The sequence below is a fragment of the Streptomyces sp. NPDC038200 genome (genome assembly GCF_055600785.1).
In genome coordinates this window covers 77,158-91,198 of record NZ_JBVJYH010000001.1, presented here as the reverse complement: position 1 = coordinate 91,198, position 14,041 = coordinate 77,158, and the positions used below count along the sequence as shown (strand labels likewise).

General features: G+C 72.2%; 14 protein-coding genes. 7 read left to right on the top strand and 7 right to left on the bottom strand.

The window, feature by feature from the left end; all coding sequences use genetic code 11:
* Nucleotide 1 precedes the first annotated feature (1 nt).
* The 5 genes from uraH (at nucleotide 2) to ACZ7KF_RS00380 (ending at nucleotide 5,873) form a co-directional block, all read left to right on the top strand.
* Nucleotides 2–400, top strand: a complete 399-nt coding sequence (gene uraH / locus ACZ7KF_RS00400) for a hydroxyisourate hydrolase (protein ID WP_471067635.1) — start codon at nucleotides 2–4, stop codon at nucleotides 398–400.
* A 3-nt stretch (nucleotides 401–403) separates the two neighbouring features.
* Entirely contained in the window at nucleotides 404–1,327 is a 924-nt protein-coding gene (pucL, locus tag ACZ7KF_RS00395; RefSeq protein WP_471067632.1) for a factor-independent urate hydroxylase, read from the top strand.
* 62 nt (nucleotides 1,328–1,389) lie between these two features.
* Nucleotides 1,390–2,802 (top strand): nucleobase:cation symporter-2 family protein, encoded by a 1,413-nt coding sequence (locus ACZ7KF_RS00390; RefSeq protein WP_471067630.1) that lies wholly within the window; start codon nucleotides 1,390–1,392, stop codon nucleotides 2,800–2,802.
* Nucleotides 2,803–2,872: 70 nt separating this feature from the next.
* Nucleotides 2,873–4,258 carry an 8-oxoguanine deaminase gene (locus ACZ7KF_RS00385; RefSeq protein ID WP_471067628.1) on the top strand — a complete coding sequence of 462 codons (1,386 nt, stop codon included), beginning with the start codon at nucleotides 2,873–2,875 and terminating at the stop codon, nucleotides 4,256–4,258.
* 247 nt (nucleotides 4,259–4,505) lie between these two features.
* Nucleotides 4,506–5,873, top strand: a complete 1,368-nt coding sequence (locus tag ACZ7KF_RS00380; RefSeq protein WP_471067625.1) for a nucleobase:cation symporter-2 family protein — start codon at nucleotides 4,506–4,508, stop codon at nucleotides 5,871–5,873.
* A gap of 98 nt (nucleotides 5,874–5,971) precedes the next feature.
* On the opposite strand, the gene ACZ7KF_RS00375 is transcribed toward ACZ7KF_RS00380, so the two are convergent.
* Nucleotides 5,972–6,784, bottom strand: coding sequence for a helix-turn-helix domain-containing protein (locus ACZ7KF_RS00375; protein WP_471067623.1), 813 nt, complete (start codon nucleotides 6,782–6,784; stop codon nucleotides 5,972–5,974).
* Between the two features lie 95 nt (nucleotides 6,785–6,879).
* Here ACZ7KF_RS00375 and ACZ7KF_RS00370 point away from each other — a divergent pair, with 95 nt between their 5' ends.
* On the top strand, nucleotides 6,880–7,734 hold the full coding sequence (locus tag ACZ7KF_RS00370; RefSeq protein ID WP_471067620.1) for an NAD(P)H-binding protein: 855 nt from the start codon (nucleotides 6,880–6,882) through the stop codon (nucleotides 7,732–7,734).
* Nucleotides 7,735–7,820: 86 nt separating this feature from the next.
* On the opposite strand, the gene ACZ7KF_RS00365 is transcribed toward ACZ7KF_RS00370, so the two are convergent.
* The 4 genes from ACZ7KF_RS00365 to ACZ7KF_RS00350 all read right to left on the bottom strand — a co-directional run bounded on the left by ACZ7KF_RS00365 (nucleotide 7,821) and on the right by ACZ7KF_RS00350 (nucleotide 11,203).
* On the bottom strand, nucleotides 7,821–8,243 hold the full coding sequence (locus ACZ7KF_RS00365; RefSeq protein ID WP_471067619.1) for an acyl-CoA thioesterase: 423 nt from the start codon (nucleotides 8,241–8,243) through the stop codon (nucleotides 7,821–7,823).
* Nucleotides 8,244–8,295: 52 nt separating this feature from the next.
* Nucleotides 8,296–8,916, bottom strand: a complete 621-nt coding sequence (locus ACZ7KF_RS00360) for a hypothetical protein (protein ID WP_471067616.1) — start codon at nucleotides 8,914–8,916, stop codon at nucleotides 8,296–8,298.
* 193 nt (nucleotides 8,917–9,109) lie between these two features.
* Nucleotides 9,110–9,709, bottom strand: a complete 600-nt coding sequence (locus ACZ7KF_RS00355) for a histidine phosphatase family protein (protein ID WP_471067613.1) — start codon at nucleotides 9,707–9,709, stop codon at nucleotides 9,110–9,112.
* Nucleotides 9,710–9,991: 282 nt separating this feature from the next.
* Nucleotides 9,992–11,203, bottom strand: coding sequence for a pyridoxal phosphate-dependent aminotransferase (locus ACZ7KF_RS00350; RefSeq protein ID WP_471067611.1), 1,212 nt, complete (start codon nucleotides 11,201–11,203; stop codon nucleotides 9,992–9,994).
* Between the two features lie 80 nt (nucleotides 11,204–11,283).
* Between ACZ7KF_RS00350 and ACZ7KF_RS00345 the strand changes: the two genes are divergently transcribed.
* Nucleotides 11,284–11,910, top strand: coding sequence for a winged helix-turn-helix transcriptional regulator (locus ACZ7KF_RS00345; protein WP_471067609.1), 627 nt, complete (start codon nucleotides 11,284–11,286; stop codon nucleotides 11,908–11,910).
* A gap of 59 nt (nucleotides 11,911–11,969) precedes the next feature.
* Here the strand turns inward: ACZ7KF_RS00345 and ACZ7KF_RS00340 are convergent, their stop codons facing one another.
* Both ACZ7KF_RS00340 and ACZ7KF_RS00335 read right to left on the bottom strand, forming a co-directional pair.
* Nucleotides 11,970–12,770: a hypothetical protein gene (locus ACZ7KF_RS00340; RefSeq protein WP_471067606.1), complete on the bottom strand. Its 801-nt coding sequence runs from the start codon at nucleotides 12,768–12,770 to the stop codon at nucleotides 11,970–11,972.
* Nucleotides 12,770–14,032: a VWA domain-containing protein gene (locus ACZ7KF_RS00335; RefSeq protein WP_471067604.1), complete on the bottom strand. Its 1,263-nt coding sequence runs from the start codon at nucleotides 14,030–14,032 to the stop codon at nucleotides 12,770–12,772. Before ACZ7KF_RS00335 ends, ACZ7KF_RS00340 begins: the two co-directional genes overlap by 1 nt.
* Nucleotides 14,033–14,041 lie beyond the last annotated feature (9 nt).

Sequence of the window (14,041 nt, the reverse complement as noted above, 5' to 3'; positions counted from 1 at the left end):
CATGAGCACCAGCACCACCGCCTCCGTGTCCACGCACATCCTGGACACCTCGATCGGCCGCCCCGCGGAGGGCGTCGCCATCCACCTGTCCGCCCGTCCGGGCCGGAACGCGGACTGGCAGGCGCTCGGCGGCTCCGCGACCGACGCCGACGGCCGGTGCAAGGACCTGCCGGCGCTGCCGGAAGGGACGACCCACGTACGGCTCGACTTCGCGGTGGAGCCGTACTTCGAGAAGAAGCAAGCCGATGCGCAGCAGGACGCCCCCGCGAATCGGGACAGCGGTGCGCGGTCCGTGTTCTTCCCCGAGGTGGCGATCACGTTCGCCGTCGTACCGGGCGAGCACTACCACGTACCGCTGCTGCTCAACCCGTTCGGCTACTCCGTTTACCGAGGGAGCTAGCTCATGCCGACCATCCTGGGACAGAACCAGTACGGCAAGGCCGAGAACCGAGTCGTAAAGATCACGCGGGACGGCGCCACCCATCACATCAAGGACCTCAACGTATCCGTGGCGCTGAGCGGCGACATGGAAGAGGTCCACTACTCCGGCTCCAACGCCAACGTCCTGCCGACCGACACCACCAAGAACACGGTGTACGCGTTCGCCAAGGAGTACGGCATCGAGTCCGCCGAGCAGTTCGGCATCCACCTCGCCCGGCACTTCGTCACCAGCCAGGAGCCGATCCACCAGGCCCGCATCCGCATCGAGGAGTACGCCTGGGAGCGGATCGAGACCTCCGACGCCAACTCCCGGTTCATCGGCGCCGACGAGGTCAAGCACTCCTTCGTCCGCAAGGGCCAGGAGACCCGGCTCACCCAGATCACCTACGACGGTGAGAAGTGGGAGGTCGTCTCCGGCCTGAAGGACCTGGTCGTGATGAACTCGACCAACTCCGAGTTCTGGGGCTACGTCAAGGACAAGTACACCACCCTCCAGGAGGCGTACGACCGCATCCTGGCCACCCAGGTCTCCGCCCGCTGGCGGTTCAACTGGACCGACGACGAGCAGAAGGCGCCCCACTGGGAGAAGTCCTACGAGCAGGTCAAGAAGCACATGCTCCAGGCCTTCGCCGAGACCTACTCCCTCTCGCTGCAGCAGACGCTGTACCAGATGGGCGCGCGCATCATCAACAACCGCGGCGAGATCGACGAGGTCCGCTTCTCGCTGCCGAACAAGCACCACTTCCTGGTGGACCTGGAGCCGTTCGGACTGAAGAACGACAACGAGGTCTACTTCGCCGCCGACCGCCCCTACGGCCTCATCGAGGCCACCGTCCTGCGGGACGGCTGTGAGGCCCTTATCCCGGTCGACATGACCAACCTCTGACGCGGGACGCGCGCCCCGGCCCCGCCACCCGGGCCGGGGCACGCGACACCGGAGGGAACAAAATGGCACAGCCTGCGAAGGGGCCCGCCACAGCCCCGTGTTCCACCCCGCCGGTGCACACCGAGGACGCCGTCACGTCCGTGCACCCGGTGGACGAGAAGCTGCACCCGACACGGCTGGTCCCCGCCGCGCTCCAGCACATCGCCGCGATGTACGCGGGCGTCGTCACTCCTCCGCTCATCATCGGCCAGGCCTGCGGACTCGACATCGCGGCCCGCACCCGGCTCATCGCCGCGAGCCTGCTCATCGCCGGCATCGCGACCATCCTCCAGACCATCGGCGTCAAGGGATACGTCGGCAACCGGCTGCCCTTCGTCAACGCCGCCTCCTCCGCCGGCATCGCCCCGATCCTCGCGATCGCCGAGACCAACGGCACAGGGCACCAACTCCCCGCCATCTACGGCGCGGTGATGGTGGCCGGCGCCTTCTGCCTGGCGCTCGGCCCGTTCTTCGGCCGGCTGCTCCGCTTCTTCCCGCCCCTGGTCACCGGCGTCGTCATCACCCTGATCGGCGTCACCCTGATGCCCGTCCCGGTCGGCTGGGCCCAGGGCGGCGACAAGACCGCCGCCGACTTCGGAGCCATGCGGCACCTCGCGCTCGCCGGCTTCACCCTCGCCGTCATCCTGCTGATCCAGCGCTTCGGCAAGGGCTTCGTCAAGCAGATCGCCCTGCTCTTCGGCCTGCTCATCGGCACCCTGGCCGCACTCCCCTTCGGCATGGCCGACTTCAGCGGCCTGAAGTCCGCGCCGATCGCCGCGCTGCCCGCCCCGTTCGCCTTCGGCGCCCCCGAGTTCCAGCCCGCGGCCATCCTCTCGCTGTGCATCGTGATGCTGGTCCTGATGACCGAGTCGAGCGCCGGGATGCTCGCCCTCGGCGAGATCTGCGACCGCCGCACCGACGCCGGGACCATCACCCGCGGCCTGCGCACCGACGGCATCGCCACCCTGCTCGGCCCCGTCTTCGGCGGCTTCCCCACCTCCGCCTTCGCCCAGAACGTCGGCGTCGTCTCCCTCACCCGGGTGCGCAGCCGCTACGTCGTCGCCGTCGCCGGCGGCGCCCTGCTCGTCCTCGGCGCCTTCCCGGTCCTCGGCACGGTCGTCTCCCTGGTCCCCATGCCGGTCCTCGGCGGCGCGGGCATCGTCCTGTTCGGCTCCATCGCCGTCAGCGGCATCCGTACGCTGTCCGAGGCGGGCCTGGACGACAGCTCCAACATCATCCTGGTGGCCGTGGCCCTCGGCGCCGGCATCATCCCGCTGGCCGCACCGACCTTCTACGCCGACTTCCCGGCCTGGGCACAGACCGTCCTCGGCTCCGGCATCAGCGCGGGCGCGCTCGTCGCGGTCCTGCTGAACCTGTTCTTCCACCATCTCGGCACCCGGGGGCGGCAACCGGCCCCGGCACTCAAATCCTCCTAGGGTCCTGCCGTGCCCTCCCCGCGGACACCCCTTCGGTCCGCGGGCCGCCACTGAAAGACAAGGAAGCACGATGGCAGCATCGGCAGCCCAGCGCATCGTCATCGAGAACTGTGCGATCGCCACCGTGGACGCGGGCGACACGGAGTACGCCTCCGGACACCTCGTCCTCGCCGGCAACCGGATCGAGTCGGTGGGCGCGGGCAAGGCCCCCGAGGGCCTGGAGAACGTGGTACGCCGGATCGACGCGAGCGGCCACCTGGCCACGCCCGGCCTGGTCAACACCCACCACCACTTCTACCAGTGGATCACCAGGGGCCTGGCCACCGACCACAACCTGTTCAACTGGCTCGTCGCGCTCTACCCCACCTGGGCGCGCATCGACGAGCAGATGACGTACACCGCCGCCCAGGGATCCCTCGCGATGATGGCCCGCGGCGGTGTCACCACCGCCATGGACCACCACTACGTCTACCCGCACGGCTCCGGCGACCTGTCCGGCTCGATCATCCGGGCCGCCGCCGAGACGGGCGTCCGCTTCACGCTGGCCCGCGGCTCGATGGACCGCAGCGAGAAGGACGGCGGCCTGCCGCCGGACTTCGCCGTCGAGACGCTGGAGGGCGCGCTCGCCGCCACCGAGGAGACCGTCAGGAAGCACCACGACGCCTCCTTCGACGCGATGACCCAGGTGGCGGTCGCCCCCTGCTCGCCGTTCTCCGTCTCCACCGAACTCATGCGCCAGGGCGCCGAGCTGGCCCGCCGCCTCGGCGTCCGGCTGCACACCCACGGCTCGGAGACGGTGGAGGAGGAGAAGTTCTGCCACGAGCTGTTCGGCATGGGCCCGACCGACTACTTCGAGTCCACCGGCTGGCTCGGCGAGGACGTGTGGATGGCGCACTGCGTCCACATGACCGACTCCGACATCGCCGCGTTCGGCCGGACGAAGACCGGTGTCGCCCACTGCCCGTCGTCCAACGCCCGCCTCGCGGCCGGCATCGCCCGGGTGCCCGACATGCTGAAGGCGGGCGTCCCGGTCGGCCTCGGCGTCGACGGCACCGCCTCCAACGAGTCCGGCGAACTCCACACCGAACTGCGCAACGCCCTGCTGATCAACCGCCTCGGCGCCCACCGCGAGGCAGCGCTCAACGCCCGTCAGGCGCTGCGGCTCGGCACCCACGGCGGTGCCCGAGTCCTCGGCCGGGCCGAGCAGATCGGCTCGCTGGAGCCGGGCAAGCTCGCCGACCTCGTGCTCTGGAAGATGGACACGCTCGCCCACGCCTCCATCGCCGACCCGGTGACCGCGCTGGTCTTCGGCGCGGCCGCCCCGGTCACCGCCTCCTTCGTCAACGGCCGGCAGATCGTCGAGAACGGCCGTCTGCTGACCGTGGACGAGGACGCGATCGCCGCGGCCACCCGCGACGAGGCCCAGCGCCTGGCCCGGATCGCCGCACAGGGCTGATCCGCTCCGGGTGCCCCCAGACTCCGGCCGGGAGGGACGGCTCTCGGCCGGGACGTGGATCCGAGCGGGATCCACGGCACGCCGTCTCCGGGGTTCGTGCGGACGCACGCGCCCCGGAGACGGTCACCCCCGCACCGCTCGCCCACCGCTCATTCGTCACCCCCCGTCATGGTCCCGCACGACCACACGCACCACCTCCATGAAACCCACGTCGAAGACGACGTGTTACCCGCCCGGAGGAGCCGCCGTGGCCGCCCATCCAGTTGACGAGAAACTCCCCGCCCTCAAAATGGCGACCAGCGGTCTGCAGCACGTGGCCGCCATGTACGCCGGAGTCGTCGCCCCACCGCTCATCGTCGGCGCGGCCATCGGCCTGTCCGCCACCGACCTGACCTTCCTCACCGGTGCCTGCCTGTTCACCGCGGGCCTCGCCACCTTCCTCCAGACGCTCGGCTTCTGGAAGATCGGCGCCCGGTTGCCTTTCGTCAACGGCGTCACCTTCGCCGGTGTCGCCCCCATGACCGCGATCGTCGCCTCGACCGAGGACAAGTCCGACGCCCTGCCGATCATCTTCGGCGCGGTCATCGTCGCCGGACTCCTCGGCTTCCTCGCCGCCCCCGTCTTCTGCAAGGCGGTCCGCTTCTTCCCGCCGGTCGTCACCGGATCCGTCATCACCCTGATCGGTGTCTCCCTCCTCCCGGTCGCCTTCGGCTGGGCCCAGGGCCCCGATCCCGGCGCCGGCGACTACGGTTCGACGACCTACCTCACCCTCGCCGGCGTCACCCTGCTGATCGTCCTGCTGCTGCGCCGCTTCACCAGCGGCTTCGTCAAGCAGATCGCCGTCCTGCTCGGTCTCGTCGTCGGCACGCTCGTGGCGATACCGTTCGGCGTCACCGACTTCAGCCCCGTCGCCCACGCCGACGTGGTCGGCTTCCCCACCCCGTTCCACTTCGGCGCGCCGCGGTTCCAGCCGGCCGCGATCCTCTCGCTGTGCGTGGTGATGGTCGTCTCGATGACCGAGTCCACCGCGGACATGCTGGCGCTCGGCGAGATCGTCGAACGCCCCGCCGACGAGAAGACCATCGCGGCCGGTCTGCGCGCCGACACCCTCGGCTCGGCACTCAGCCCGCTGTTCAACGGCTTCATGTGCAGCGCCTTCGCCCAGAACATCGGGCTCGTGGCGATGACCAGGATCCGCAGCCGGTACGTCGTCGCCACCGGCGGCGGCTTCCTGGTCCTGATGGGCCTGTGCCCGATGGCCGCCTCGCTCATCGCGGTCGTGCCCCGCCCGGTGCTCGGCGGCGCCGGCGTCGTCCTGTTCGGCTCGGTCGCCGCGAGCGGCATCCAGACCCTGGTCCGGGCAGGGCTGGACAAGGACAACAACGTCCTGATCGTCGCCGTGTCCCTCGCGGTCGGCATCATCCCGATCACCGCGCCGGGCTTCTACCACGCCTTCCCCGAGACCGCGAAGATCGTCCTGGACTCGGGCATCTCCACGGGCTGCGTCACGGCGGTGGTGCTCAACCTTCTCTTCAACCACGTGGGCAGGGGCCGCGAAGCCCAGGACGTCACCCATCCCATGGAGGCGGGGGAGGAGATCGCCGCTGCGCACTGAAGCCGACGGTCAGGACTTAGGAGGCCGGGGGACACGGGAACGACGCCGTGACCCCCGGCCCTCGCACGTGGTGGGCGAGCGGTCCGGGCCGCCACCCCTCACCGGCTGCCGTCCCGGGCCAGGTGGCTCGCCCGGCACGGGGTGACGGCAGGCAGCCGGCCGGTGAAGTACGAGCGCGGCGGCACACCCATCAGGGCGCGGAAGTCGGACGACATGTGCGCCTGGTCGAAGTAGCCGGTGGCCACCGCGAGCCGGGACCAGGGGGTGGTCGGGGCTGCGGTGACGACCGCGCGGACGCGGTCGATGCGGGCGTACTGCTTGGGGGAGACCCCGACTCCCTCGGCGAACAGGTTGCGCAACTGGCGCTCGCTCACCGCGATCTCCCGGGCCACGTCACGCACCTGCGCGGGCGCCCGGTCCGTCCGGACCGACAGCGCCGCCACCCCGGCCCGCAGCAGCGCGGCGCGCGCCGGGTCCGCGGACGCCGAGAGCAGTGCGGGCAGCGACTGTTCGAGCTGCGGCACGGCGTCCGCCGGCTCCAGCCAGCGCAGCGCGTCCGCCAGCCGGCGCGGCGTCTCGCCCGGCAGCGCCCGCAAGGGCACGACCCGGCCCACGAGTTCCGTGGCCGCCACCCCCAGCAGGGGACGGACCGTGCCCGGCGACAGGCGCACCTCCACACAGGTCAGGTCCGCCTTGCCCCGGTGGTAGGAGGCGTGCACCCGGGGCCCGACGACCAGCACGTCACGGTGTCCGTCGGCCGCCACGCGGAGCACCACCCTGGTCACCGCGTCGGGCAGGCGCACGAGGGCCTCCTGCGGCGGGTCGGCGTAGGACGCGGTCCGTACCCCCGCGATCCAGGGGCGGAGGACCTCGGGTGTGGCCAGGTCCTGCTCGGCGATGGGCTGCGGCATGCCTCCACGGTAAGGGCGCCGACGCGTTCCGGGGCGGCCCCGGCCGTGCCGGAATCTACAAGAGCCGGACGCCGTCGAGGAGTCAGCGTGGAGCCATGATTCTGGTGACGGGTGCCACGGGCACCATCGGCGGCGAAGTGGTGCGACAGCTGGTGTCGCGTGGCGAGAAGGTGCGGGCCCTGACCCGCGACCCCGGACGGGCCCGGGTGCCCGACGGCGTGGAGGCGGTGCGCGGCTCCTACGGCGACCCCGAAGCCCTGGAAGGCGCCATGGCCGGAGTGACGGCCGTGTTCCTGCTCCGGCCCGCGGGCCCGGACGAGGGGCACGACGCCGTCACGGTCGCGGCGGCGCGTGCGGCCGGAGCGCGCCGGCTGGTGAAGCTCTCGGCGATCGCGACCGGCGACCCGCGGTCCGGCCCGTCCGGCGCGTGGCACACGGCGGGGGAGCGGGCCGTCCGGGAGAGCGGGGCCGAGTGGACCGTCCTGCGGCCCTCCTCGTTCGCCACCAACACGCTGAGCTGGGGCGCGGCGCTCCGGGCGGGCGAGCCGGTGCCGAACATGACAGGCGACGGGGCCTCCGGTGTGATCGACCCGCTCGACATCGCGGCGGTGGCGGTACGGGCCCTGCTCGACGGGCGGCACGCGGGACGGACGTACACCCTGACCGGTCCCGAGGCGATCAGCGTCCCGGAGCAGGCGGCCGTGCTCGCCTCGGTCCTGGGCCGCCCCGTCCCCACCCGGGATCTCTCGCCCGACGAGACGCGCGAGTTCCTCCGTACCGCCTGGGGCTTCGACGCGGAACGGGCGGAGGGCGTGCTGGCCGGGGTCACCTACGTCCGCGGGGGCGGCAACGCGGTGGTCACCGAGGACGTACCCGAGGTGCTGGGCAGGACGGCCCGGACCTACCGGGCCTGGGCGAGGGACAACAGGGCAGCCTTCGAGGGGAGTTGATCCGCCCGCCGGCGCGGCGGCGAGACAGGGGCGGCCCGCGGCGCCGAGCGGCGGCACGGATCGCTCGACACGTGGGCGGCCGCCGGCTACAGGCCGAACAGGGCGTGGTCCGTCGCCAGTTCCTTGAACACCTCCCGCGGATCGACGACCAGCTTGCGCTCCTCCAGCTTCAGCAGGCCGCCCACCGCGGTGACCTCGGCCGCCAGGGTGCCGTCGGTTGTGCGTATCTCCTGCCGTATCCGGAAGGTCTTGCCGTCGCCCCACTCGAACTCGCAGGTCACGTCGACCTCGTCACCGGCGAGCAGTTCACGCCGGTAGCGGATGTTCGTCTCCAGCGCCACCGGGCCCACCCCCTGGCTCACGAGCCGGGCCTGGCTGATCCCGGCCGCCTGGAGCAGCGACCAGCGGGCGTGCTCGGCGTAGTTGAGGTACACCGCCTGGTTGAGATGGCCCTGGGTGTCGGTCTCGTAGCCGCGGACGGTCACACGGACGGAATACGGTTCGGCCACTGCCGGCCCTTCTCGAGTTCGGATCTCCGGTCGATCGATCTTGGCACGCCGGTCACACCCGGCGGGGCGAGGCGAGCAGATAACGGGCCCTCGACCGTGGCTCGGTGTACTCCCCGGTCTGCCAGCCGGCCCGCTCCAGCGTGGCCGCGCCGGCCGCCAGCGTCTCCGTGTCCGGCGCGTACACCGCGACCGCCTCCGGTTGCGGTGTCGCCCGGACCCGGTAGCCGTCGGCTTCCCCGCCCGCCGGACGGTGTCCGGCCGCCTCCAGGGCGAGCGCCGCGGCCTGCACCAGATGCGTCCGCTCCCACCCGCACGGCCGGTCCACGGCGCCGTCCGGATTCGTCATCCGGCGCAGCTCCAGCAGTCCCTGCCAGGCGCTGTGCACCTCGCGTCGCCGGGCCGGACCGGAGGCGGGCGGCGCTTCCTCGCCACCGACGCGGGCCGCGAACACCCCGGTGTCCGGCACGGACTCGACCGTCGCCTCGGGGGTCTCCTCACGCAGACGACGGCCGGTCGGGGTGAGGAAGTGGTCGTGCGGCGGCCGGGGGTGCCGGAAGGCGAGCCCCCGTTTCACCAGTGCGGCGAGCTGGGTCTCCGTACCGCGCAGCCGGCCGGTGACCGGATCGGCGGCCTCGATCACCCGCCGCTGCGCGGCGGTCGGCGGTCGGGTCACGGAATGCTCCTTCCGGCGACGTGGCTCCACGGGACCGCCGGAGAGACGGCCCCTTCGCAGAGTACGGCCCGGGTCCGACAACGCCCCTCCCCCCCCCGACCACGCCCGGCAGCACGTACTCGGACTCGCCCCGGTCGGGCGGCGCGGCCTCTCCGGTCCGGGCGCGGAACCGTGTCCGGTCTCCGGTCGCCCCCTACTCCCGGGGCCGGATGTTCCAGCCCGCCACCACGGGCCGGTCGTGCTCCGTGCCGAGCCGGCCCAGGGCCCCCGTGGCCAGTTGGAAGAGCGCCCCCTGCTGGGGTGGCAGGCCGAGGCGGCGGGCGGTGAGGACGCGGAGGAAGTGGCCGTGGGCGATCAGGACGACGACTCCCTCGGTGTTGGCGAAGGCGGCCTCGGCCTTGGCCAGCATCCGGTCGGCCCGCTCCCCGACCTGCTCCGGGGTCTCCCCGGGGTGGTCCGGCGGACCGGGCGCGACACCGTCCGTGAAGAGGAACCAGCCGGGCCGGGTCCGCTGGATCTCCGGGGTGGTCACGCCCTCGTACCCGCCGTAGTCCCACTCGCGCAGGTCGGCGTCGACCCGTGCGTCCGGGATCCCGATGAGCTGGGCGGTCTCGCGGGCCCGTTGCAGGGGGCTGACGAAGGCCGCGCCGATCCGGTGCGAGCGGATCAGCGGCACCAGCCGGCGCGCCTCGTCCCGGCCGTGCTCGGTGAGCGGTACGTCGGTGCAGCCGGTGTGCCGCCCGGACCGCGACCACTCGGTCTCACCGTGCCGGACGAGGAAGAGGTCACCCATGACGGCACGGTGCCACAGGGTGGCCGCCGCCCGCAGGACGGACTGCGCCAGACGGCCGCTGGCGTCCCGGGCGCGGCCGGGGCCGCCGGCGACCCTGAGCGCGGCCCCGCGCCGGCGTGCGCGCAGCCCGGCAGCGTGCCCTCCGGCCCCCGGTACGGAGGCAGGGGGGTGCGGACCCGGGCCGCGGTGAGCACCGTGGTGCGGACCCGGATGTCGATCACGCCGCCGGTGCGGTGCCGGGCGGTACCGACGGGTGATCTTCGCGCGCACGGGGGAAACGGGTCACTCCTGCCGGTACCCGCTCAGGAACCGGCCGATCCGGCCGATCGCCGCCTCCAGGTCGTCCGCGTGCGGCAGCGTCAGGATCCGGAAGTGGTCGGGGGAGGGCCAGTTGAAGCCGGTGCCCTGGACCACCTGGATCTTCTCGCGCAGCAGCAGGTCCAGGACGAACTTCTCGTCGTCGTGGATCCGGTGCACCTTGGGGTCGATGCGCGGGAACGCGTACAGCGCGCCCTTGGGTTTGACGCAGGACACGCCGGGGATCTCGTTGAGCCGCTCCCAGGCCACGTTCCGCTGCTCGTACAACCGGCCGCCGGGCACGGTCAGTTCGCCGATGGACTGGCGCCCGCCGAGCGCGGCCTGGATGGCGTACTGGGCGGGCGCGTTCGCGCACAGCCGCATGGAGGCCAGCATGGTCAGGCCCTCCAGGTAGTCCTTGGCGTGCTGCTTGGGACCGGTGACGACCAGCCAGCCGGAGCGGAAGCCCGCCACCCGGTAGGTCTTGGACAGGCCGCAGAAGGTGAGGACGACCAGGTCGGGGGCGAGGGCCGCGGCCGAGTGGTGGACGGCGTCGTCGTACAGGATCTGGTCGTAGATCTCGTCGGCGAAGACCATCAGGCCGTGCCGGCGGGCCAGGTCGAGGATTCCCTCGACGACCTCCTTCGGGTAGACCGCGCCGGTCGGGTTGTTCGGGTTGATGATGACCACGGCCTTCGTCCGGTCCGTGATCTTCGACGCCATGTCGGCCAGGTCGGGGTTCCAGTCCGCCTGTTCGTCGCAGAGGTAGTGGACGGCCTTGCCGCCGGACAGGGTGGTGACGGCCGTCCAGAGGGGGAAGTCCGGTGCCGGGACGAGGATCTCGTCGCCGTCCTCGATCAGGGCCTGGACCGCCATGGAGACCAGCTCGGAGACGCCGTTGCCCAGGTAGACGTCGTCCACGTCGACGTCGAGACCCAGGTTCTGGTAGCGCTGGGCGACCGCGCGGCGGGCGGAGAGGACGCCACGGGAGTCCGTGTAGCCGTGCGCCCGCGGCAGCATCCGGATCATGTCCTGGAGGATCTCCTCCGGCGCCTCGAAGCCGAAGGCCGCGGGATTGCCGGTGTTCAGGCGCAGCACGCTGTGCCCTGCCTCCTCCAGCGCGTTGGCGTGCTCGATCACCGGACCGCGGATCTCGTAGCACACCTCGCTGAGCTTGTTGGACTGCCGGAACTCCATGCGCCCCTCCGAAACTCGTGTTGCTTGGTTTTACCAAGTAGGAGCTTGGAAAGTCCAACAACATGTCTAGACTGCGTCGCATGCCACCTCGCCGAAGCTACGACCAGTACTGCTCCGCAGCCCGCGCCCTCGACCTCGTCGGCGACCGCTGGACCCTGCTGATCGTCCGGGAGCTGCTCGCCGGCCCCCGCCGCTACACGGATCTGCATGCGGACCTGCCCGGCGTGAGCACCGATGTCCTCGCCTCCCGGCTGAAGGACATGGAACGGGACGGCCTCGCCGGCCGCCGACGGCTGCCTCCGCCGGGCGTCGCCTACGTGTACGAGCTCACCCCACGGGGGCGGGAGTTGCTGCCCGTGCTGCAGGCGCTGGGCGCCTGGGGCGAGGGGGAGCTGGGCGAGCGCAGGCCCACCGACGCCGTGCGCGCGCACTGGTTCGCCCTGCCGCTGCTGCGGGCCCTGGACGGGCAGGGTGTCGTGGAAGTCGCCCTGGAAGAGGGCGACTTCCACCTGCACGTCGGTGCGGCGGACGGGCCGGTCTACGCCGACGGGCCCGCTCCCGGCGAGCCGGACGCGCGGCTCGTACTGGACGCGGAGACCTGCGAGACCGTGGCCCGGGGCGAGTCGACGCTGCTGGACGCCGTCCGGTCCGGCCGCGTCACGGTGACCGGCGAGGGCGCGCTCGCCAAGGCCCTGCGAGAGGCCTGAACAAGCGGAAGGCCCGCCGGAGCGGCGGGCCTTCGACAGGGATGCGGGAGTCGTACGGCTCAGACGCCCGGCGGCACGGCGGACGGCCGTCCCGACCCACGGGTCAGCGCGTAGCCGCCGATGCCGGCGAGCGCGGCCAGCACGCCGCCGATCGCGGTCCACACCCAGCGGTCGGACCACCAGCCCGACGACCAGCCGTCGTCCGAACCGAAGCTGGACAGCACGGCCGCCTTCGAACCGTCCTCGTCCTTTTCGGACGTGACGGCGATACCGGGGACGAGGGGCTTGCCCAGCGAACCGTCCACCGCCGCCGCGCCGCCGATGTCCTTGGAGTCGACGCGCACCTCGGCGCCGACCGGCTTGCCGAGGTCGGCGGCGCCGAGGTCCACCACCGTCAGCCGGACGTAGTAGGTGCCCGGCAGCGGGTCGTCGGCCCACGGCTCCGACCAGCCGCGCACCGTGCGTAGCACACAGGCCAGCTCGACCGAGGAGGCACCCTGCTCGGCGGCGCGGGTCGTGGCGCCGTACTGGCACGCCTGGCGGCGCCGCAGCCCGTCGTACACATCGAGCTGCCAGGTCTGCGCGGCGTGCGTGTCCGGGAGCTTCACCGTCGCCTTGACGGTGGGGCGCTGCCCGGTGTCCGCGGGGAACGACCAGTAGAGGTAGTCGCCGGCGGAGGCGGCGGCGGTGGCCCGCTGCCCCTGCTCGATCTCCGTCGCCGTACGGAACGACGTGCCGGCCTGCGTGGGCGCCTTGCCGTCGTCGGAGGCGCTCGGGGAGGGCGAGGAGTCGGCGGCGGCCGGCCCCGCGGCCAGTCCCAGCGCCAGCAGGGCGGCGCCCAGCACTCGTGTCATCCGCATCAGTTCGTCCTCCAGACCGCGACCCGCCAACGCGACAGCCAGCCCCACACCAGACCCGCCAGGAAGCCGACCAGCACCAGCGCGCCGAGCAGCCACCAGCCACGGCCGAGACCGAAGGAGGCCACGTCGTGGTGGCCCGACGGCCCGTCCACGACGTCGACGGTCAGCTCCAGCGGCAGACCCGGCGTCGTCTTCACGCCCGAGGCCGCCGAGAACGACTGGGTGACCTGCAGACACACGGTCTCCGCGGGCGCCGAGTCGTCGTCGCTCTCCGCCTTCGGGTACCGCAGACCGGTGGAGACGACGTCCGTACGGCCGGTGCCCGCGGCTTCACCGCGCACGATCTCCCGCCCGTGCAGGGTCACCGCCCGCAGCAGCACCCCGTAGTTCGGGGCGACGGCCCGGTCGTCCGCCACGCTCACCGAGGCGCGCAGCTCCTGGCCGGGCTCGACGTCCACCTTGTACCAGCGCTGCTGCCCGAACTCCTCGCGGTCGGTGTACAGCCCGGACTTCAGGGCCGGCGCCTTCTCGCACCGGTCCGCGCCCTCGGTGGCCACCGGAGTCACCACGGGATCGGCCGCCCGGTCGACCAACTGGCCCACGCGGTCCGACAGTTCCTCCTTGTGCCGCACGTCGGTGTACGTACCGCCGGTGGCGTCCGCGATGCAGCTGAGCTGGGCCCGGGTCTTGGCGTCCGGCACCAGGCCGAGGGTGTCGATGGTCAGTCCGATGCCCTTGGCCGCTATCTCGCGGGCCACCTCGCACGGGTCGAGCGGCTGGCAGGTGTCCTCGCCGTCACTGATCAGCACGATACGGCGGGTTCCGGTGCCGCCGTTCAGGTCGTCCGCCGCCTTCAGCAGGGCGGGCCCGATCGGGGTCCAGCCGGTCGGGGCCAGCGTGGCCACGGCCGTCTTCGCGTCGGTCCGGTTCAGCGGCCCGACCGGGTAGAGCTGTTCGGTGTCCTTGCAGCCCTCCTTGCGGTCGTTGCCGTGGTAGTTGGCACCGAGCGTACGGATGCCGAGCCGGACCTCCTCGGGGGTGGCGTCCAGCACCTCGTTGAACGCCTGCTTCGCCGCGGCCATCCGGGTGCCGCCGTCGATGTCGCGGGTGCGCATGGAACCGCTGACGTCCAGCACCAGTTCGACCTGCGGAGCGGCCTGTTCCGTCTCATCGGCGACCGCTCCGGCGGGGAACGCGATCCCGGCCGTCAGGGCGGCGAGCAGAGCACATACTCCCGCCGCCAGCCGTTGTCTTCTGATCATCGCCGGATC

What these genes read in the sequence shown, in the direction of transcription:
- ACZ7KF_RS00390 (WP_471067630.1), top strand. Translation starts at nt 1,390, where the DNA reads ATGGCACAGCCTGCGAAGGGGCCCGCCACAGCCCCGTGTTCCACCCCG.
- ACZ7KF_RS00370 (WP_471067620.1), top strand. Translation starts at nt 6,880, where the DNA reads ATGATTCTGGTGACGGGTGCCACGGGCACCATCGGCGGCGAAGTGGTG.
- ACZ7KF_RS00350 (WP_471067611.1), bottom strand. Translation starts at nt 11,203, where the DNA reads ATGGAGTTCCGGCAGTCCAACAAGCTCAGCGAGGTGTGCTACGAGATC.
- ACZ7KF_RS00355 (WP_471067613.1), bottom strand. Translation starts at nt 9,709, where the DNA reads ATGGGTGACCTCTTCCTCGTCCGGCACGGTGAGACCGAGTGGTCGCGG.
- ACZ7KF_RS00345 (WP_471067609.1), top strand. Translation starts at nt 11,284, where the DNA reads ATGCCACCTCGCCGAAGCTACGACCAGTACTGCTCCGCAGCCCGCGCC.
- ACZ7KF_RS00335 (WP_471067604.1), bottom strand. Translation starts at nt 14,032, where the DNA reads ATGATCAGAAGACAACGGCTGGCGGCGGGAGTATGTGCTCTGCTCGCC.
- ACZ7KF_RS00340 (WP_471067606.1), bottom strand. Translation starts at nt 12,770, where the DNA reads ATGCGGATGACACGAGTGCTGGGCGCCGCCCTGCTGGCGCTGGGACTG.
- uraH (WP_471067635.1), top strand. Translation starts at nt 2, where the DNA reads ATGAGCACCAGCACCACCGCCTCCGTGTCCACGCACATCCTGGACACC.
- ACZ7KF_RS00385 (WP_471067628.1), top strand. Translation starts at nt 2,873, where the DNA reads ATGGCAGCATCGGCAGCCCAGCGCATCGTCATCGAGAACTGTGCGATC.
- pucL (WP_471067632.1), top strand. Translation starts at nt 404, where the DNA reads ATGCCGACCATCCTGGGACAGAACCAGTACGGCAAGGCCGAGAACCGA.
- ACZ7KF_RS00375 (WP_471067623.1), bottom strand. Translation starts at nt 6,784, where the DNA reads ATGCCGCAGCCCATCGCCGAGCAGGACCTGGCCACACCCGAGGTCCTC.